Source organism: Phormidesmis sp. 146-20 (genome assembly GCF_052939475.1).
The window spans coordinates 1-19,650 of the sequence record NZ_JBJPHT010000044.1 but is presented as its reverse complement, the minus strand read 5'-3'; the positions used below and the strand labels follow the sequence as shown (position 1 = coordinate 19,650).

18 protein-coding genes, 1 tRNA gene and 1 pseudogene are annotated in these 19,650 nt (G+C 48.4%); 13 read left to right on the top strand and 7 right to left on the bottom strand.

The annotated features are described in order from the left end of the window. Position 1 precedes the first annotated feature (1 nt). On the top strand, positions 2 to 949 hold the full coding sequence (locus tag ACKFKH_RS25455; RefSeq protein WP_446861144.1) for an SPFH domain-containing protein: 948 nt from the start codon (positions 2 to 4) through the stop codon (positions 947 to 949). A 205-nt stretch (positions 950 to 1,154) separates the two neighbouring features. Continuing rightward, a complete protein-coding gene (locus ACKFKH_RS25450) occupies positions 1,155 to 1,490 on the top strand; it encodes a cupin domain-containing protein (RefSeq protein WP_446861143.1) in 336 nt (111 codons plus the stop codon). Positions 1,491 to 1,733: 243 nt separating this feature from the next. On the opposite strand, the gene ACKFKH_RS25445 is transcribed toward ACKFKH_RS25450, so the two are convergent. Next, positions 1,734 to 1,807, bottom strand: a tRNA-Val gene (locus tag ACKFKH_RS25445). 228 nt (positions 1,808 to 2,035) lie between these two features. Here ACKFKH_RS25445 and ACKFKH_RS25440 point away from each other — a divergent pair. Both ACKFKH_RS25440 and ACKFKH_RS25435 read left to right on the top strand, forming a co-directional pair. Further along, positions 2,036 to 2,236 carry a hypothetical protein gene (locus ACKFKH_RS25440; protein WP_446861142.1) on the top strand — a complete coding sequence of 67 codons (201 nt, stop codon included), beginning with the start codon at positions 2,036 to 2,038 and terminating at the stop codon, positions 2,234 to 2,236. Positions 2,237 to 2,410: 174 nt separating this feature from the next. After that, on the top strand, positions 2,411 to 2,587 hold the full coding sequence (locus ACKFKH_RS25435) for a hypothetical protein (protein ID WP_446861141.1): 177 nt from the start codon (positions 2,411 to 2,413) through the stop codon (positions 2,585 to 2,587). Positions 2,588 to 2,673: 86 nt separating this feature from the next. On the opposite strand, the gene ACKFKH_RS25430 is transcribed toward ACKFKH_RS25435, so the two are convergent. Next, complete coding sequence (locus ACKFKH_RS25430) at positions 2,674 to 3,558, bottom strand: carbohydrate ABC transporter permease (protein WP_446861140.1); 885 nt, start codon at positions 3,556 to 3,558, stop codon at positions 2,674 to 2,676. 110 nt (positions 3,559 to 3,668) lie between these two features. On the opposite strand from ACKFKH_RS25430, the gene ACKFKH_RS25425 reads away from it, so the two are divergent. From ACKFKH_RS25425 to purN, 3 genes are all read left to right on the top strand, one after another. Next, the gene (locus tag ACKFKH_RS25425) at positions 3,669 to 4,586 is read left to right on the top strand and encodes a type IV pilin-like G/H family protein (protein WP_446861139.1); all 918 of its coding nucleotides are present in this window, start codon (positions 3,669 to 3,671) and stop codon (positions 4,584 to 4,586) included. Positions 4,587 to 4,800: 214 nt separating this feature from the next. Further along, a complete protein-coding gene (locus tag ACKFKH_RS25420) occupies positions 4,801 to 5,520 on the top strand; it encodes a hypothetical protein (protein WP_446861138.1) in 720 nt (239 codons plus the stop codon). A 51-nt stretch (positions 5,521 to 5,571) separates the two neighbouring features. Continuing rightward, positions 5,572 to 6,204: a phosphoribosylglycinamide formyltransferase gene (gene purN / locus ACKFKH_RS25415; RefSeq protein WP_446861137.1), complete on the top strand. Its 633-nt coding sequence runs from the start codon at positions 5,572 to 5,574 to the stop codon at positions 6,202 to 6,204. Positions 6,205 to 6,485: 281 nt separating this feature from the next. On the opposite strand, the gene ACKFKH_RS25410 is transcribed toward purN, so the two are convergent. Then, a complete protein-coding gene (locus tag ACKFKH_RS25410) occupies positions 6,486 to 7,988 on the bottom strand; it encodes an ABC transporter permease subunit (protein WP_446861136.1) in 1,503 nt (500 codons plus the stop codon). Between the two features lie 132 nt (positions 7,989 to 8,120). Here ACKFKH_RS25410 and ACKFKH_RS25405 point away from each other — a divergent pair, with 132 nt between their 5' ends. Further along, entirely contained in the window at positions 8,121 to 8,882 is a 762-nt protein-coding gene (locus ACKFKH_RS25405; protein ID WP_446861135.1) for an amino acid ABC transporter ATP-binding protein, read from the top strand. A 156-nt stretch (positions 8,883 to 9,038) separates the two neighbouring features. On the opposite strand, the gene ACKFKH_RS25400 is transcribed toward ACKFKH_RS25405, so the two are convergent. Next, entirely contained in the window at positions 9,039 to 10,229 is a 1,191-nt protein-coding gene (locus tag ACKFKH_RS25400) for a PEP-CTERM sorting domain-containing protein (RefSeq protein WP_446861134.1), read from the bottom strand. Positions 10,230 to 10,523: 294 nt separating this feature from the next. Between ACKFKH_RS25400 and ACKFKH_RS25395 the strand changes: the two genes are divergently transcribed. Beyond that, positions 10,524 to 10,898, top strand: a complete 375-nt coding sequence (locus ACKFKH_RS25395) for a hypothetical protein (protein WP_446861133.1) — start codon at positions 10,524 to 10,526, stop codon at positions 10,896 to 10,898. 259 nt (positions 10,899 to 11,157) lie between these two features. On the opposite strand, the gene ACKFKH_RS25390 is transcribed toward ACKFKH_RS25395, so the two are convergent. Together ACKFKH_RS25390 and ACKFKH_RS25385 are read right to left on the bottom strand one after the other, a co-directional pair. Next, positions 11,158 to 11,511, bottom strand: coding sequence for a hypothetical protein (locus ACKFKH_RS25390; RefSeq protein WP_446861132.1), 354 nt, complete (start codon positions 11,509 to 11,511; stop codon positions 11,158 to 11,160). A 643-nt stretch (positions 11,512 to 12,154) separates the two neighbouring features. Next, positions 12,155 to 13,660 (bottom strand): acyltransferase, encoded by a 1,506-nt coding sequence (locus ACKFKH_RS25385; protein ID WP_446861131.1) that lies wholly within the window; start codon positions 13,658 to 13,660, stop codon positions 12,155 to 12,157. A 407-nt stretch (positions 13,661 to 14,067) separates the two neighbouring features. Here ACKFKH_RS25385 and ACKFKH_RS25380 point away from each other — a divergent pair, with 407 nt between their 5' ends. The 4 genes from ACKFKH_RS25380 to metK all read left to right on the top strand — a co-directional run bounded on the left by ACKFKH_RS25380 (position 14,068) and on the right by metK (position 18,131). Further along, complete coding sequence (locus ACKFKH_RS25380; protein ID WP_446861130.1) at positions 14,068 to 14,367, top strand: hypothetical protein; 300 nt, start codon at positions 14,068 to 14,070, stop codon at positions 14,365 to 14,367. Positions 14,368 to 14,411: 44 nt separating this feature from the next. After that, complete coding sequence (thiD, locus tag ACKFKH_RS25375) at positions 14,412 to 15,230, top strand: bifunctional hydroxymethylpyrimidine kinase/phosphomethylpyrimidine kinase (protein WP_446861129.1); 819 nt, start codon at positions 14,412 to 14,414, stop codon at positions 15,228 to 15,230. A 112-nt stretch (positions 15,231 to 15,342) separates the two neighbouring features. Next, complete coding sequence (locus ACKFKH_RS25370; protein ID WP_446861128.1) at positions 15,343 to 16,356, top strand: DUF4351 domain-containing protein; 1,014 nt, start codon at positions 15,343 to 15,345, stop codon at positions 16,354 to 16,356. A 518-nt stretch (positions 16,357 to 16,874) separates the two neighbouring features. Further along, positions 16,875 to 18,131 (top strand): methionine adenosyltransferase, encoded by a 1,257-nt coding sequence (gene metK, locus ACKFKH_RS25365; RefSeq protein WP_446861127.1) that lies wholly within the window; start codon positions 16,875 to 16,877, stop codon positions 18,129 to 18,131. Positions 18,132 to 18,256: 125 nt separating this feature from the next. On the opposite strand, the pseudogene ACKFKH_RS25360 reads toward metK, so the two are convergent. Beyond that, positions 18,257 to 19,312 (bottom strand): annotated as a pseudogene (locus tag ACKFKH_RS25360) (ISKra4 family transposase). Positions 19,313 to 19,650 lie beyond the last annotated feature (338 nt).

Genomic DNA, 19,650 nt, shown 5'->3' with positions numbered 1-19,650 from the left:
TATGTGGGGTTGGTTTATTGCTTTGGTGGTTGGCGGCGGTGCCATTTCGAGCGTCAAGATTGTTCAACAGGGAAATGAGGCGCTGGTCGAACGGTTGGGCAGCTACGATCGCAAGCTGTCTCACGGTCTGAGTTTTGTGATTCCGGGACTCGATCGCATTGCCTTTCAGGAAACGATTCGGGAAAAGGTGCTTGACATTCCGCCGCAGCCTTGTATCACGCGCGATAACGTCTCGATCACCGTCGATGCGGTTGTCTATTGGAAGATTGTAGACATCGAGAAAGCCTATTACAAAGTGCAAGATCTGAATGCGGCTGTGGTCAATCTGGTGCTGACGCAGATTCGAGCCGAGATGGGGCAAATTGAACTGGATGAGACCTTTACGGCGCGATCGCAGATCAACGAAATTCTCTTACGCGATCTGGATGTGGCGACCGATCCCTGGGGTGTGAAGGTGACGCGGGTTGAGTTGCGAGACATTATTCCGTCGAATGCGGTGCAAGAATCAATGGAATTGCAGATGTCAGCAGAACGGCGCAAACGAGCCTCAATTTTGACTTCGGAAGGCGAACGAGAATCAGCCGTCAACTCAGCGCGAGGCAAAGCAGAAGCTCAAATTTTGGATGCGGAAGCTCGTCAAAAAGCCGTCATTCTCGCTGCGGAAGCTGAACGGCAGAGCATTGTTCTCAAAGCGCAAGCCGAACGGCAACAACAAGTTCTCAAAGCTCAGGCGACGGCCGAAGCGATTCAAATTGTCACGCAGGCCTTGAAGACGGATTCTCGTGCAGCCGAAGCGGGTAAAGTGTTGCTGGCGTTGGGCTATCTGGATATGGGAGCGATCGTCGGTAAGAGTGACAGCAGCAAGGTAATGTTTATGGATCCGCGTAGCATTCCTGCCACGTTGCAGGGCATGTTGTCAATGACGGAGGACGGAAACGGTAAAGCTTAACGGTTAAGGTACGGAAGTTTCTAACGAAGGCACACTAGTGGGAAGGGCGAAAACGAGATCTGGACAATGATTCAGCTTTAGCCTGAGTCGCAAGCCCATCCTGTTGCAGCTAAAACCGCCAGAATACTCTTATGCCTTCGTTAGACACACCCTCGAAAATGCTAGAAGCATTCAACCGACCGTAGCCCAAATTGGACGACGCGCTATGAAACTTTCTTCTCTCAGAAATTTGCCTCAAGAGTCGGTTTCTCACAATCTAGAAATCGTCAAACAGGTGATGCTGCGATCGTCCACGATTCCCCATTTAACTAACTTTTCTCAAGCGCGATTTGCCCCAGGACAACAGACGATCGCTCATGCTCATGCCGATATGTGGGAAACGTATCTCGTCGAGGCGGGGGAAGGCGTGATGCGAATTGATGGAGCAGAGGTTAAGCTGACGATCGGCACCTGCGTCTCTGTTGAACCCGGAGAAGTTCACGAAGTCATCAACACAGGCACGACAGAACTGGTGCTGACCTATTTTGGGATACAGGTTTGAGAAATGACAAGACTCAAGAGATTTTGCACAATTTATACCTGCTAATTGCGTTTAGAACCGCTTCGTCAACGAACAATTCAACGACGGTTTCAGCTATTATTCTTCCGACAATTAATCGTAGGCAACTAAACACTTGAACGAGGGGTGGATCAGTCAAAACTCTGACCACAACGAAGCAGCAAAAAGATAGAAGATTTGCGACGAAAGAGTCCTCTCGTCAAGGACTCCCTGAGCTACAAAATATGGACACAACTGGACTCGAACCAGTGACCCCCACGATGTCAACGTGGTGCTCTAACCAACTGAGCTATGCGTCCAGACCGAATGAAATACTAACATACGTGACCTGTCGATCGCAAACAAATTCTTGATCGCGCTCACCCCGCAAATATCTTTTGACAAACTGAGTGAAGAATTCTAAATAGTTGAATAATTCAGCCTTATGGTTGGTTACAGTTCATTACAGGGCATTACGAGAGCGATCGCTCCGTGATAGCTTCATGAAGGTTCATCAAGAAGTGCAGCGTTAGAGTAAGGAGAACACCTTGGAATCACGTTCACAGCAGACCCCCCACCCTGCCCTGCGGGAAGACTTTAGTGAGTATGTCGCCCATCTTCAGCTTCACATGGCGCTACAAGCTCGCAATCTGGTGCCCCGTTTGACCAAAGCGGCCGACAGTCGAGAGCAAATGCTCCACCACACTCAGGCTACGATCGAAAAGCAAATTTCTCGCCAAGTTTTTTAGGACAATCGCCATTTTGTGAGTGCAATTGGTGAGTGCGATCGGGAGTCAAACCGGAGAAACCTTTTTTCCAAATTGGCTCCCATTTTGATGGAAATTTTTCTAAACGGCTGACTACAATCGAGAGGCACGCTACGATCTGTTAACCTACTTGAGAGCCTATTAGAGAAAGCCATGATGGATGCTGAAACAATCAAAGAGCGCATTAAACTCATCGAAGCCAAGCGCGAATCTCTAGTTCGTCTACTAGAACAGCCTGATCTTGGCACCCTTCGCATTGATGTAAACCAGGCTTTAGAAGAAATGGACGACTTGATTGACGAGTTTAAGCGTACCTTTCCTCAAGCCAGTTAGATTTAGGGATGAGGGATGAGGGATGAGGGATGAAAAAGCTATCAGAGTTTTGGGATGCATTCTTTGCAAATTTGACTTCTCACTCCTCACTCCTCACTCACCTTGAGTTGCAGATAAACTAGGACGATCGTGACTCCCAATAAAATTGTGGCGGCGGCGGCGGCGTACCCAAAGTCAAATTGGGAAAACGCTTGATCGTAAATGTAATAAACCAGCAGATTGGTTGAGTTGAGCGGGCCGCCTCCCGTGATGACATAGACCTGCTCAAAACTGCGAAGTGTGAAAATGGCCGTCGTCACAGCCGCAAAAATCAGCGTCGGACGCAATTCCGGCAGTGTGACGTACCAAAACTTTTGCCAACTCCCCGCCCCGTCTAACTCAGCCGCTTCATATCGATTGAGGGGGATGGTCTGAAGTCCCGCCAAAAAGACTACGAGATTAAAGCCAAGCTGCTTCCAAATACTCAGCAAAATCAAAACGGGCATGGCCCAAACGGTGTCCTGTAGCCAGGGAATCGGTGCAATATTCACCACACTTAACCACTCGTTAACGGGGCCATCCGTTTGAAATAGCCAGCGAAACCCCAGACCGACCGCCACCAGAGACGTGATAGATGGAATAAAGTAAGCAGCCCGCAGCAAGCCTTGTAGAGCGATCGTTCGATCTAACAAGACTGCCAACCCCAACGGAATCACCAACCCAGGAATCACAGTCGCCACCGTAAAGTAAACCGTATTCCAAACCACCTGCCAAAAATCAGGACTGACCATCAGCCGCCAATAGTTTTTTAATCCGACCCAATGCACGCCTGCCCTCGTAAAGCTTCCGGCTGTAAAGCTGAGATAGCAGAGGTAAGCGATCGGATACAGCACAAACACACTCAAGAGAATCAGTGCCGGGGCCAAAAAGATCCAGGCGGCGATCGTGTCATTATCCAACCAAGATTGTTGAGAAGAACGGGAAGGTGCCATAGAGGAGACGGTTCCAAACAAGTAAAAACATTGTAGAGAATACGGGTTGGAAATTCTGGAAATGGAGTTTGAGTCTTGAATGTATACAGAAATTACCTTCTGACTTGATTATGAACGATCGTCGCTTACCCATTAAATTCGCTGTGTTGATTGGATTGATGGCGACGGCTGCGCTTTCTTCGAGTAACTCACAAGGAGTCGCCCAGATAGCCAAACCGTCTCCTGACAAATCTTCTCGGCTGAGTGCAGTCAATCAGCAACTTGTGGGAGAGTGGCGAGGTAAAGAACCGGGTGTCCGTTCTAACTCACTGATTACCCTGATTTTTGCACCCGACGGAACGCTAATTGCATCCTTTATGAAGGGACAGGAAATGGTTGCGCTGCGATCGCGCTATGAATTAAACACTCAGACTCAACCGATGCAGATGCGGTGGTTGTTGGGAGAAATGTCTAAATCCTCCACAATCTTTGAGTTTGCGCCCGATGGACGCTTGCGGCTGGAGCGATTTCAAGATGCGAAGACCCCCCAAAAATTTGAAGTCGATACCCTGATGCAAAAGATATCAGATTCGACAACATTCAAACCCGATGCTCAAGCGATTAAACAAGTTGCAGGTCAATCAGGAGAGCCAGAAGCGAGACGCTATCTCGATCTCTTAACCCAAGCACAACAGGCTTATCATTTTGAGACTAGAAAGTTTGCTACGTCGATCGCTCAACTCGACCTGGATCTCAAATTAGAAACCGCAGACTATCGCTATCAAATCGTGAGTCAGGGAGATGCAGCCAAACAAATTAGAATCGTGGGCCGCGCCAAGCGACCAGATCTAAAAAGCTTTACAGGCGCAGTTTTCTCTGTTTCTGAAGTCGCAACTTTGCCCGGAGGCTATCTGTCAAGCTTAGTTTGTCAAACCATCGGGCCGTCTGAACTAACACCTGCGATGCCAAAATCGCCGTCCTTTCCGTTTGCAGAAGTTCGGTGTCCTTCGGGATCTGAGAGTGCAAGAAACGAACCCTCAAAAAATTAGCCATGTCTTCTGCTACTTGTCAGGCATTCGTAGGCTTAGAATGATGTGACCTATTGGGCTTCATATCTTAACTCAGCCTAGGAAGTTGTCTCGCAGTATGATTGTGTCAGATGTGTGAAAAGCGGGATTAATTTAGGTCAGAGTTGTAAGTTCTATGGATAATTCCCGATCTGAATATGGGCGGAGCGGATCTCGATCCTACGATGAGTGTCCGGTGCCTATTTCCCCCGAAACTTTTGCTAACACTTTTGCAGAACTTGCAGATGCACGGGGATTAGATGTGGTTTCGCGAGCGTTACGCACTCGTGGAGTTAGCATTACCCTTGAAGAGTACGATAATTGGGACGGTGGGATATGGACATGGCTAATCACAGTGTCTCTATCTCCACGACATTGGGCTGCGTTCAATGGCACAGAAGAACGAACCACAGTAGAGAAAGAGCTTGCTGAACTCGCCAATGCTATTGTAGTCAGTGATGCTCATAATTTTATAGTTCGGCTTTCAGCAATAGCTGTTTCAGCATCCAAGGGAGTAACAAATCAAGGGCGTGTACACTCTTCTAATATAGCGACAATTGAGCATGAAGGATTGCTATTTAGATCCCAGCCAGAGATCCTGCTATTCGTTGCTCTACGCGATACAGGGTTGCCAGTAATGCCATTACCCGTCATAACATCCAATCAACCCCGCTTTAAGCGGATTGAACCTGATTTCGTTGTCATTTGTCGGGGCATGACGTTTGTAGTAGAGGTGGACGGCGATCGTTGGCACCATGAATCTCCAGCCGCAGCACAAGAACGCTTACGTCACTTGGAAGATGAGGGTGTAAGAATTATTCGTGTATCTGCTGAGAACTGCAAATCGATCAATTCTGCTAAGGAAACTGCAAAGGAAATCCTATCAAGGATTGAACGAATATTGAAGAGTCGCTAGCCTAATAATCAAACTACACTGTCTCTTTGATGAATTTGATAACTCGATCGCATGACTTCTAATCTCATTTCACCTGACACCTTGCCTGATCCTCAACCTGTGCCACCTGTCAAACTAGGAGTGATGGCATCGGGCAGCGGCAGTAATTTTGAAGCGATCGCTCAGGCGATTTGTGATCAGCAGCTTAACGCCCAAATTCAAGTTGTGATCTATAACAATCCGGGGGCAAAGGTTGTCGATCGCGCGACTCGATATGGTGTTCCCGCTGTGTTACTCAATCATCGAGAATTTGACAGTCGTGAAGAATTGGATAGAGCGATCGTGCAAACCCTCAAACAGTTTGATGTGGAGTGGGTGATCATGGCAGGCTGGATGCGAATTGTCACCCCGGTTTTGATTACGGCGTATCGCGATCGCATTTTGAATATTCATCCCAGTTTGCTCCCTAGCTTTAAAGGCAACCATGCGATCGAGCAGGCTTTAGAGGCGGGGGTGAAGATCACAGGCTGTACGGTTCATGTCGTCGTGCCAGAAGTGGATAGTGGCGAGATTATTATGCAGGCGGCCGTCCCGATCTTGTCAGACGACACACTTGAAACGCTACAAAATCGGATTCATGTCCAGGAGCATCATATCTTTCCGAGAGCGATCGCGCTGGCTACTCGTTCTTCCAGCCATCCTTAGTCCAGCGGCGTAATCCTATGTCATGTGCCATTCCTCGCAAGGCGAGTCACAGAGCTTCTCGCTATCTCTCTTAGGGAAGATGCTCACCCTGTTTGAGTGCGGCATTATGAACACAGATTGAGAAGCTCATCGTCTAACACAAGGGCAGTCCAAACCGGGTAGGGACTGCTTTTTTATTGGAATTTATTTTGTGAATAAAGTGTTCTGACAATCACTAATTGGATTTAGGGGCTGCCCGGATTAGTAACCGTAGCGAAGCACTTTGTCGGATTTACACGCCTTTAGCGCTTGACAGCATGGCGGGTGGCGGGGTTCATCCAGCGTTCGAGGTAGCTAAACCCTTGGGAAGAGAGCAACGTCAGCACTAGATAGACGAGAGCCACGATCGCATACAGTTCAAAGGGTCGATAGTTCTCAGCGACAATCAGTTGACCTTCACGAAACAGTTCTTCAAAGCCGATCACCGCGACGAGACTGGTGTCTTTGAGCAAGGTGATAAACTCATTGCCCAACGGAGGCAACATGCGACGAAACGCTTGCGGAAAGATAATATAGCGAAGCGTCTGAACGGAATCGAGACCCAAAGATTCGGCGGCTTCGGATTGACCCGTTTCAATCGACTGAATGCCAGCGCGAACGATTTCACCAATGTAAGCCGAACTGTTGAAACTCAGCGCAATGACCGCCGCGACAAACCGATCGAACGTAAAATTTAATCCCAACGTCTGCACTAATGCTGGAATGCCGAAATAGATCATAAAAATCTGCACTAACAGCGGCGTACCGCGAAAGAAATCAATGTAAGCTCTCGCCGCCCAACGCAACGGACGAATTCGAGACAATCGCGCAATCCCAATCAGCGAGCCGCCAATCAGCCCCAAAAGCACCGAAAAAGCAGCCAGTTGTAAGGTGACTAATGCACCTTTAAGAAGAACAGGTAAAGCCGTGAGAATCACAGTCCAAGATCCCGGTCGTGCTGTGGTAGGAGCCGCCTCGATCGACACAGGTAGCTGAGGAGGCTGAGTGCCAAACCATTTGCGATAGAGGCGATCGTAGGTGCCGTTTTCTAAAATGGTGGTTAGCCCTTGATTGATTCGGGCCAGATTGGGCGAGTTGCGGGGCGTGGGAATGCCGTAAAATTCCTCGGTTAATAGCTGATCCGAGACGCTAAGACCTTGCAGGTTGCCGCCTTTGACTGCGTAGGCGATGATTGGCGAATCGTGAATTACTGCGTCTACATTGCCATTTTTCAATTCTTGCAGGGCTGCCACTGCCGCGTTGAAGGTGCGAATTTTGGCATTGGGGATGCGCTTTGCGGTTTCTGCGCCCGTCGTGCCAATCTGGACAGCGACCTCTTTGCCCTGAAGATCATCGAGGCTTTTGGCGTTTAGTTTGCCTGTTTGAGTGGCGATCGCTAACCCTGCTTTAAAGTAAGGTCGAGAAAAATCAACGGCCTGCGATCGAGCCGCCGTAATCGTCATCGCCCCCACCGCCGCATCCACCGTATTGGACTGAAGGGCTGGAATGATGCCGTCAAAGGCAATGCTCTGAAACCGCACGTTAAATCCGGCTGCCTGCCCCACCGCCCGAATCAAATCAATGTCAAACCCCTGAATCTCACCGCTGGGCGATCGAAACTCAAATGGCGCATAAACTGGCTCAACCGCAACCGTTAGCGTATCCTGTTGACTAGAAGCTTTTTGAACATCGGTGAAAAAGAACAGCAAACAAATCACCGTAAGCAAAACCGATCGTATCCATCTGGTTGCTCGAAATTGATTCATGACAAAAGATCTGCACTGGAGGGGAGATGGGATATACCGTCTTCTTCTATAAATGAAGGATTCAATTCAATTCCAAATCCGTCTCTAGTCCAATATTCCTCTTTAGTTCAATATTCCTCGCTGACATAGGCTATGAAAAATTCTCATGTGATTCAATTTGACCAGGTTGAGAAAAGTTTTGGAGCGGCCAAAGTTTTGCAGGGGATTAGTGGATATGTCGATCGCGGTGAAGTGCTCTCGGTGATTGGCTCGTCGGGATGTGGAAAAAGCACGCTGTTGCGCTGTCTCAATCGGTTAGAAACGATCGACGCGGGAGAGATTTGGGTAAATGGAATGGATTTGTCGCAGCCTAATTTGAGTCGAAGACAGTTGAGAGAAGTGCGATCGCAAGTGGGAATGGTCTTTCAGCAGTTCAATCTATTTCCCCATTTGAGTGTATTAGAGAATCTGATCCTGGCTCCTCAACAAGTGCTAAACAAATCCAATGCCGAAAGTCAAGAAAAAGGGCGATATTACTTATCTCAAGTAGGCTTGTCTGACAAAGCAGACGCATACCCCGAACAACTCTCAGGCGGACAACGACAACGGGTCGCGATCGCTCGGAGCCTCTGTATGGAACCTAAAGCCATTTTGTTTGATGAACCCACCAGTGCCCTCGATCCAGAACTCGTCGGCGAAGTGTTGGAAGTGATGCAAAAGCTGGCTGAGAATGGGATGACGATGGTGGTAGTGACCCATGAGATTCAATTTGCGCGGGAAGTGGCTAGTCGGGTAATGTTTCTCGATCGCGGGCGTGTGGCCGAAGAAGGAATCGCTCGTGAGGTATTGACTAATCCTAAAAGTGAGCGGCTTCACACCTTTTTGAGTCGAATGCGACAGTCCGCAATTGCCTGAAATTGAATCTGACTGGCGGTTAAAACCGCGTCTAGGAGAACGAAGTCTGCCTTCGCAGACTAGAGAATAGGAAAATAATTTAACCCGCGAAAGTGGGTTTTGTTCTCCTAGCTGCGGTTTTAACCGCCAAGTTTATTCAATTCACAATCCTTGCGTTTATTTAATTTTCTTAGCGTTGCGACGGCGAAAAGAGGTGTATCCGATCGTCGCGGCTCCAATTAAAAGCGCCAGGGTAGAAACAGGTTCGGGGACAGGTTCCGCTTGGTCAATCGGGTTCAACAAAAATCCTTGTTCTTGGCCATTGCGATAACCGATTCCTACAATTTGTCCCTGGTTATTAATTTTCTGTGCAGAAGTGAGTTTCCACTCTGAGTTATTGATCACCTGATTGAGATCAATTAAAGTGTTGTCTTGCCAGAGAACGGCCCGTCGATCGCCGTCTGGTGTATATGACAATCCGACAATCTGTTCTGTGTTGTTAATACTATACGCGAGACTGGTCACTTTACCGTTGTAGCCATCTTCACCCACGCCACCTAAAGTTGCTAAATCAAGGGCGATCGGATTCTCCAGAGGATTCTTCCAAACTAGAGCATGAAGGGGCGCTTGATGGTCTCGATCGACTGCTCCAAATCCAACTACCTGCCCCAAGTTATTCATCCCTGACAGTTGAGTTGATTTAGAAAAACAGCCCGTTGAGATCGAAAAACAATAGCCCGGAGCATCCAAATAGCGTGTGTTGGTGCCATCTGACATCAATCCTCGACCGGGGCCACTGCGACCTCTCGTGATCGTATAGCCAATCATCTTCCCATTGTCATTTATGGATGCGATGCGATGTCCTGGGAAGACATTTTGGCGTTCTCCTTGCGGCTGTTGCACATATCCTGATGCGCCGCCCTGAAAGTCTTGATAGTCGAGATTAAAGCCGATTTGTCCCTGGTTGTTGATGGTGGTGGCGATCGTTTTTACACAAAAGTCCTGACAAATCGACGACCCAACAATTCCTAAATCGCTAACCGTTTGACCATCAGAGCGAAAGGCTTGACTATAAATTTGAGTAGCCTCTGACTTAAACCCTTCTCCGACCAGAATGCCTTGATTGTTGATGGCTCTGGTCACCAAGGGACTATCTTGTGCGCCTGGTAGCGTCTTCAAATCGGTGAGTGTGCCGTTGTTCCAGAGGTAATGCTGCCCGACAACTTGCCCGCGATCGTTCAAATCAGATGGCAAAAAAGGTAGGTCAGACACCGAATACAAAGTAGCCGCTTTAACCAAATCGACACTGGTTAGCAGCGCGATCGTCGTTCCAATAGTAGTTAGCAACCCGAATGATTGTAAAGTCATAATTACACACCTGTAGGGCTTTAGACTCGCACTAAGACTGATAGCATCGAATCTCCTAAAGGTCAGATCTCTAAATTACAAGAAAGGCAAAAGGCATGAGCCTAGAGAGGCGTTGTAGAAACAGACAGAAACATTTTTCTGATGGGCAGCGTCGAGAGTGAATGATCAAAAGAACAGCACGACAAAGATTCTGAGTCTCGATACTTTTTGAAGAATCAGGAATTCACGTAGCCACCTTTGTTTTACTTAGTGCGACTCATCCACAATTCATGACTTACAATCGAACTTTTTACTATGCGCTATCTGATTGTTTTGACCCTGTTAGGGCTACCTTTTTTCGTCAGTCCGATCGCGACTGCTCAGACTAATGAGTCATTAACCAACAATCCCGCCCTGGATGCAAAATTCAAGGAAATTGAGGGACTCAGCAAAGCAAAAAATCTAGCGCGTCAAGCAGCAGAAGCAGCGAACGGCGGTCTCGAAGTCTATCGATCGGAGTATTCGATGCATGGGGCTGCGGCTCGATCGCCCTTTCGGGATCAAGGAGATGCCTGGGTGTTTACCTTCAAAGGCGGTGTCCCCGGAGAAGCGCCCAATATTGAAAGTGAAGTCCAGGTGAATAAGACAGACTTTACGACTACGATCGTCTACAACGGTGCCGTTCGCTAGTCAAATCGACTGTAGGGGGAGTCTTCGGTCTCAAAAGTACAGACGGAGGCACGACCCCTACTAGTTCAACGTCAGTTTGATGAACGCTTCGCTTCGCTTTTAGATCCAGGAAAGCCCCCTAAATCCCCCACCAGTGAGGGACTTTGAACCAGAATCCCTCTCTTAAAGTCCCCCAAAATTGGCAGCTTGGGGGGCAGAAAGGGTGAATAACAAAGCGAAAAAACTCTCATCGAATTCACGTTAATTCAAAACTAACCCATTAGCCATTATCCGCCTTTTGTCGCTGGCGAGTGAGAATGCTCATCACTTCTCCAAATGAGGGCGCAGGGAGTAGAGGACTCCAGTCTGTAGCATTCGCAAATCGTCGAACGTGGAGATTTTGAATCGTCTCTGTTACACCGTCTGAGGAACCGATAATTAACACCCGCAGAATTTCAAACTCATCAGAGTGAGGAATCGCAACGTCAGGTAAAAGATCCTGAAGCGGAATGCGAAGCGAAGTAATCGTGAAACGGGGAATGGAATCGGGAAGGAAACGGCGCTGAATCAATTCTAGAAATGCGTAGGCGAAATCGCACAGCCAAAAGCCAGCGTTCAAAAGGCGCTCTGCCATGATGAGTACTCCAATTTTAAGTTTCCGAAGAAACCCAAAAAACTAGCCGCCCCGACGGTCATAACAAGTCAGAGCGGCCAAAGGAGTGTTAGAATCCTCCATTAGCCCTCCGGACTGGTATCCGCAGTCTCGTGGGTTAGCTGCCCTTGGTTGGTTCCAAGCAACTTTGGGCGGCGACAGACTAGATTTTTTGGGCGATCAGACAGCCTTCCCGTAACGAAAAGATGTCCTTGATTTGAGAGAATATCTGGAATTTCGATTCTCGTCAAGTAGATAGTTCAGTTTGGTGATTGATGTTGGTTTGATGAGAGTTTTTCGCTTCGTTGCTGGGTGCTTCTGCCCCCCAACCCCCAATAATTTTGCTACCGTGTACACACAAATCCGGAGTCGCTTCGTTTCAGTCGCCTTCAGCCCCCTAAATCCCCCAATCTGGGGGACTTTGATAAAGAGAGACTGCGATCGTTCAAAGTCCCCCAATTTTGGGGATTTAGGGGGCGAAGGATCTCGGCAATGACGGATCGATCAACTTGTGTGTAAACGGTAGATAATTTTGGGGGACTTTAAGAGAGGATTTGCGGTTCAAAATCACTCACCCGTGGGAGATTTAGGGGACTGTTTAAGTTTGCAGCCGAAAGGAAATCCCTCATGATTTTCGGGTTTGGCTGACGTAATTTTGGTCTTGTGTCAGGTCGTGTTCGTTGACCCAGAGGGCTTTATTTCCGTCAAAAATTCGGCATAGATAGAACGCTTCATCGTGAACCACTGGCTCGATTTTGACCACCTTCCAGCCGTGATCCCCGCGATAAGAAACGGTGTCACCCAGACAAATCGTTTGAGCTTGTTGAAGCTGAGGCGGACGAGCCAGCAGCGCATCACAACGATTCCACACCTCGATCGCACTCCTTTGTAACCAGGGCATGACTCGATCGACCCAAAGCGCCAACAGCAATGTCGCGATCGTCATCACCGGAAGAGACCAGTAGTACCGCTCCAGATGATTGTCAACAACAAGATTGAGCGTACGATCGACGACAAAGTTGTGAATCAAAAAATAACTGTAGCTGTGCAATCCCAACCATACCAGGAGCGATTCAATTCGTAGACGTTGAGATAGCGCTCGGAAGATCACCATACAACAGAGGGTCAACCCGATCGAGATCAGAAAATCATCAAAAATCCAACCAAATTTATAAAACTGAGCAATAAATCCAAAAATGTAAATCGGAATGCCAACGAGTAAAGCTTTTTGAGCGCGCCAGAAGATCATTCCTTTGCCTTGGAGAGAGGCTTTCGCGATCGCCATCCCCATCACAAAAGTACCGAGTTTGGCAATAAAAGGTAAAAAAGGTTGCCATCCCGCCGGGGTATCGATCACCACATAAGTCGGATGACCACCAAAAACATAAACTGCGAACGCTCTATAAACAAACGTAATTACCAGGCTGATTATAACTAGATTACGGGTGCCCCATCGCTGCGAGAGATGCCATAGAAACGGGAAGATAAACGCAAAACTCAAAATCAACGGAACGAACCACCACGGCCCATTCGTCGGCAACAACAAATCGCCACCATAGTCAAATAGCAGCGGAAACGTCATCCCCGCAAACGTGTGCCATGCGTCAGGAGCATAACTTTGGGTGAGTTGAGCGATCGCCCACAAAATCGGATACGCCAGCCAAGCAACTGTCCAAAATGGTAAAAGAATTCTCAGAAACCGCTTCTTGAGAAAGCTTTTGATCTCCAGTGGTTTTCCCTTTAACGACAGCACCAAACTAAACCCACTCACCAGCACAAACACATCCACAAACTGAAAGCAAAACCAAACGGGCAGACTCACGATTTGAGCAAGCCCCTGACCAAGCTGACTGGAGGCAGCCATCATCCGCTGCAAATTATCGAGCAAGCCCGTAGGTTGAGGCGTGTAGCTGTATTCTGTAAAGAGCAATTGGGCGTGATACCACAGGAGTAAAACCGCAGCAAAAATCCGAATGCCTTCTAGCCAGGCAAGTCGCTGAGATGAATTTTTTTGATATGAACTTTTTGAGAGCGAGGAACCATTTTCACGGGACTCAAAGCGATCGCGCTCCGGCTCAAATTTACCACTCCAAACGGTTTTCCAACCCAATCGTTTCCTAAAATCGGTCATTCTAACTTTCCACACAAAACTACGCCTTTAGAGGCTTGATATCAAATTAAAGAGAGCGCTCAGATGTAGTGCTTCAAATAAAAGTTATTAACAAACATCACAGGTTGAATATTTGATTTAAGTACTTAACCATATGCATCTCGTTTTGTTTTAGCCCTGATTAATTAGGACAAAAAAGGAGCGATCGCGCCATCCTTCGTAGGGTCACAATTGAGCTAGAAAAGCGATTACTTCTATGTCATTCGTCATTGTCCTTTATCATTGTCTCATCTGTAAAATTACTGATGCATCTAAGTAGAATTACATAATTTATTCTTAAGGGATTTCCCAAACATCCTGGATTCTACAGTATGGATTGTCTACCTAATCCGGTTCAATCTTGACATTGCTTATTTGGGTTGCTCTCTATGTCGGTCAAACTCACTCATCAGGATCAACGTCTACTCCAACAGCATCGCCTCAAGCGTTTGCGTCAGTTGTTTACCAAAACATTGGGGCTGTGTTCGCTAAAACTCAGTCGAGGAAATCGGCTTTCTATTCATTGTCCAGAACCCTGGATCGTCGATCGCCTCACAGACGATTTAGACCATTTGTTGTACTCAGCCCGGATGGTTGTAGGTGCGAGTTCTCTATCGATTTGCTACGCCGGAGAAGAAGTTTATCGCAAGAAAACGCGCCAGCGAGATAGCTCAATGCCCACAAAGTAAGGGGCAGTTCTTCTACTATGTGAGTAGTCTCCTTTTGGCGGTGTATGACGACGAATTCAATTGAGGTGCCGATCGCGCTGACGATCGCTGGCTCAGATAGTGGCGGTGGGGCAGGCATTCAAGCAGATTTGCGGACGTTTGCTTTTCATCGAGTACATGGCACCTGTGCGCTGACCTGTGTGACAGCTCAAAATACGCTGGGGGTGACTCGCGTGGATGCGCTGCCTGTGGAGTCTGTGGTCGCTCAAATGGAGGCGGTGGTGCAAGATATTGGAGTACAAGCCGCAAAGACCGGAATGCTGCTCAATCAAGAAATCATTGCAGCGGTTTCCCAGCAGATTGGCATTCTCAAGATTCCGAATCTCGTAGTTGATCCCGTGATGGTGTCTCGTACCGGGGCGCAACTGATTGACGATGGGGCGATCGCGACCCTGCGCTCCCAACTGATTACCCAGGCTGCCATTCTCACGCCCAATCGCTACGAGGCTCAGATGCTCAGTGGTTTAGAGATTGCCACCCTCGAAGACATGCAAACCGCAGCGAAACGAATTCATCAACTGGGTGCAAAAGCTGTTTTGGTGAAGGGCGGCGGCATGGCTGGCAAATTGCGCGGTGTAGATGTGTGGTTCGATGGCGATCGCTTCCAAACCCTAACCACTGAATTTGTAGAAACCAAACATACCCACGGCACTGGATGCACCCTAGCGGCGGCGATCACGTCCAATCTTGCATTAGGAAAAGCAGGACTTGAAGCGGTGCGATCGGCAAAAGATTATGTGACGCACGCGCTGAAATACTCGCTCAACATTGGCAAAGGTCAGGGGCCCGTCGGTCACTTCTTCCCGCTGCTGACAAAGGAATAAGGCAATTGTCCATTGGGTAACAGAGCGTTGATTTGGACTAAAAATCCATTAGTTTGAGCGGAATGTGGTCGTGATACGATCGTACGACTTAAAAATTGTTGAACTCATCACAATGGCTAAACAGCCAACCTCTCGTACTGACCAGGATTCACCCTGGAAGCGGATTTTGCAGCAATATTTTCAAGACGCACTAGCGTTCTTCTTTCCTGAAATTGCCAAGTTAATAGACTGGACACAACCGCCAGAGTTTCTCGACAAAGAGTTTGTCAAAATTGCCCCCGATGCCAAGGTTGGTAGACGTTTTGCTGACCAACTAGTCCGGGTGAAACTGATGCGGGGCAAAGTGTTGGTGCTGTTGATTCATGTGGAAGTGCAGGCTGCACCAGAACAGCGATTTGCAGAGCGCATCTTTGTATATTCCTTGCGGATTTTTGACTATTTCCACCAACCTGGCGTGGCGATTCTATGTGATGCCAGCCCGACTTGGCGACCGCAACAGTATGGCTTCTCCCTGCCTGGAACGACCTTAAACTTTGAGTTCAGTGTGGTGAAGCTGCTGGACTACCGTGACCGCATAGCAGAACTAGATGCGAGCCGGAATCCCTTCGCCATTGTGGTTAAGGCCCACTTAAAGCTCCAAGAGACGAAAAGGAATAGCACGACCCGAAAGATGTGGAAGATGCGATTAGTCCGGCAGCTTTACGAGGCGGGGTATAATCAAGAGCAGATCATGCATCTGTTCAACTTTCTGGATTGGGTGTTGGTGTTGCCCAAACATCTGGAAGCAGAATTTTGGACGGAGCTAAAAGCCTACGAGGAGGAACGCCACATGCCATACATCACAAGTGTTGAGCGGATTGGGTACGCGCAGGGACGAAAAGAAGGACGAAAAGAAGGACGAGAAGAAGGACGAGAAGAAGGACGAAAAGAGGCAGCGCAGCTAGCTTTGGAACAACATCGATCGCTAATCATCCGTCAGTTAAATCGAAAAGTCGGCGCTGTTCCCGATGGGGTCATTGAGCGCATGATGTCCTTGTCGATCGCTCAACTCGACTCCCTTGGCGAAGACCTGCTGGATTTTGGGTCGATCGAAGATCTGATCAGTTGGCTAGAAAGTCAGAAATAATAGAAACTGATCCACTGATGGCCAAAAACGTTCTGCCAAACCCGCCTTGGACAATCGGACGAACGGATTAATAGCGATCGCCCAATCGTAACTTAAATCCACACGCACAAATTTCAACGTCTAAATTTTGAGGAGTCTGACGAAAAGGGTTGAGACAGTACATGGTAGAAAACTGATTGGCGCTGATTTGATTAAAACCTTATACAAAATTTTGACCCAGTTCAAAGATTGGATGAAGATTAAGAAAAGCAAAGGTGAACAGTCTCGGTGAAATTGCTAGGATGCGACCACGAAAGCGATCGACGAGTGTGACAGTCTGAAACTTCAGATTTGCGGCACTTTTCTATCACTTTTTCTGATGGCTATTTGAGCAACCAGGGGTGATCAATCTATCAAAAATGATGGCGAAACCATACCCCAAGCAGCAAAATAGCGAAGCCAATTCTCTCCAAAGCTGAGTGATATAATTTCCGCAAGCTATCGAGCTAATTCACCCTAGTTAAAAATAGGAGAAATCCTTGTCACGTCGATACTATTTCACCTCTGAATCTGTTACCGAGGGCCATCCAGATAAAATCTGTGATCAGATCTCTGACACCATTTTGGATGCGCTGCTCGCTCAAGATCCCAAAAGCCGCGTGGCTGCCGAAGTCGTTGTCAACACTGGGTTGGTTCTCATTACGGGTGAGATTACCTCCAGCGCTCAAGTCAACTACATCGAATTAGCCCGCCAAAAGATCGCTGAAATTGGTTATACGGGCGCAGAAAATGGGTTTTCTGCCAACAGTTGCGCCGTGCTGATCGCGCTGGATGAACAATCCGCCGACATCGCTCAAGGGGTCAACACTGCCCAAGAAACTCGCGAAGAATCGAGCCAGGAAGTTCTAGATTCTACTGGCGCAGGCGATCAGGGAATTATGTTTGGTTTTGCGTGTAATGAAACGCCCGAACTGATGCCCTTGCCCATTAGCCTCGCTCACCGCATCTCTCGCAAACTGGCAGCCGTCCGCAAAACGGGTCAACTGTCTTACTTGCGTCCCGATGGCAAAACTCAGGTGACGGTGCTGTATGAAAACGATCGACCCGTCGGCATCGACACAATCTTGATCTCAACGCAACACACGGCAGCGATCGGAGACATTTCCGACGAAGCGGGCGTGCAGGTCAAGATCAAAGAAGACTTATGGACGCTGGTTGTACAGCCCATTTTTAGCGACATCGAAGTGCAGCCTGACGCAAACACACGCTTTTTGGTGAATCCAACGGGCAAGTTTGTGATCGGCGGGCCGCAGGGCGATTCAGGTTTGACCGGACGCAAGATTATCGTCGATACCTACGGCGGTTATTCTCGTCACGGTGGCGGTGCATTTTCGGGCAAAGATCCCACCAAGGTCGATCGCAGTGCGGCGTATGCGGCTCGCTATGTGGCTAAAAACATTGTGGCGGCAGGGCTGGCTGACAAGTGCGAAGTGCAATTAAGCTATGCGATCGGGGTGGCTCGTCCGGTGAGCATCATGATCGAAACCTTTGGCACGGGCAAGGTCAGCGAAGATCAGCTTTTGGCGTTGGTCAATGAGCATTTTGAGCTGCGTCCGGCTGGCATTATCCAGGCTTTTAATCTGCGTGGGTTGCCTGGAGAGCGAGGTGGTCGCTTCTATCAAGAAGTTGCGGCTTATGGTCACTTTGGGCGTACCGATCTAGAGCTTCCCTGGGAGCAGACCGACAAGGCGGCGACGCTAAAATCAGCCCTGGTAGAAGTGGCAGTACGCGGCTAAAGGTCGTCACCTGCTAAAAGTGCCTGAAGTTTTTAGCACTTTACCCCCTGGAGAATCTATCTCTGGGGGTATTTTTGTTGGGTCGTCTTAGTAAGGGAGCCTGTCAGTTTTGCAGGCAGAATAATTTAGACAGTTAATAAGTTATTGAGATAAGCACAGCGGTGAGCCAACACTTGCGGGACATGCTCTGAGTTCCACTGTGCCCCAGAGAGTTTAGTACGCCGATTGATCTGCTTGACGGCTGATTCAACCGCTCCTGAGCCAATTGAACAAATCTGCTCACGTTGGTAGTCCTCATAGTTCACAAGCCGGTGGTGGTGTTTACGCAGATAGGCGCAGAAGTTCGCTGCTTGCTTGCAGTGACAGTATTCAAATAGACCCAAGGTGGTCTTGACATTGCCTTTCCAAAGTAAAGCCCTTGCGGTCTCTAAGCGCCGCCTTGAACCCCCTACTTTCTCTAGATTCTCCATCACATCGAGAATCTCTCGTCGCTGACTGTCAGGAGCCATCGGCTTGATCAAGTTCCAGATGCCATCATGCCCATCCCCCCAAACAAGTCAATGGCGAATTCAAGGGTTGCTGGTGAACCCAATTAACTAGCTGCTGATTGTCTTGAAAACAAGCACCCGTTGCAAACTCATGCAGGCGCACACTTTTGTAGTCCAACCAGCGACATTCCTCTCCGATAGGAGTTCTGACCCGAATCTTACCGCCATCGACACTCAACTCCTCAATCATTTGTTCAGCCTGCGGCAACTCAAAGCTTGGGCGATGCACCAGGCGTTGCTGCGTTTTGGCGGGGACTCGAATCCCCGTGAACAGTTCGATATTTTGTTCGGTGTGCTGGTACGAAACATTGGCACTCACCCGTAAACAGCACATCTCCAGATAGGGACTCAATCGCTGGTGCGAGGCAACCCCTAGCTGTTCCGCTTGCCTACGGCTCAGTCTGAGTTCTCCAAGGATACTTTTAACCGTGCGAGAACGTCCTGGAGTCCTTCTGGTCGTCGTGTTGATAAAAAAATTCCCTCTTCTGGCATGACATGTTTTTGCATCTGTTCGCGCACAGCTTGCTCAATCCCGCCTAACGTTTTCAGTTGTTCCGATGGGGTATCTTCGGACAGAATCTCAGCAATGGCTTGAACATGTTTTTGTAAGGCTTGTTCTTGTTCCGGAGTCATGGGCTTGCTTGTAGATCAACTTCCCTATTTTCGCGAATTGCCTATCCTTTTGCAAAAGTGACATGCTCCCTGACAGTCGTCTCCATCTAAGCCAACGTGAATTCGATGAAATCTTTCGGGCGTTGCTGAATCAGGGGATGAATTGCCCAAAGCGGAGGGAAAGCCAATGTTTAGAGTCCCCAAAAATTGAGAGATTTAGGGGGCGAAAAGATTGACACCTTCCACAAATCCAGCCAATCAGCAACGCTGTTACTAAGTTCGTTCCTCAGAAGGAATCGCCTGCATCAATAGTCCGGACGATTTTTAGGAGAGGGAATCGACAAGAAAGCCATCGATCT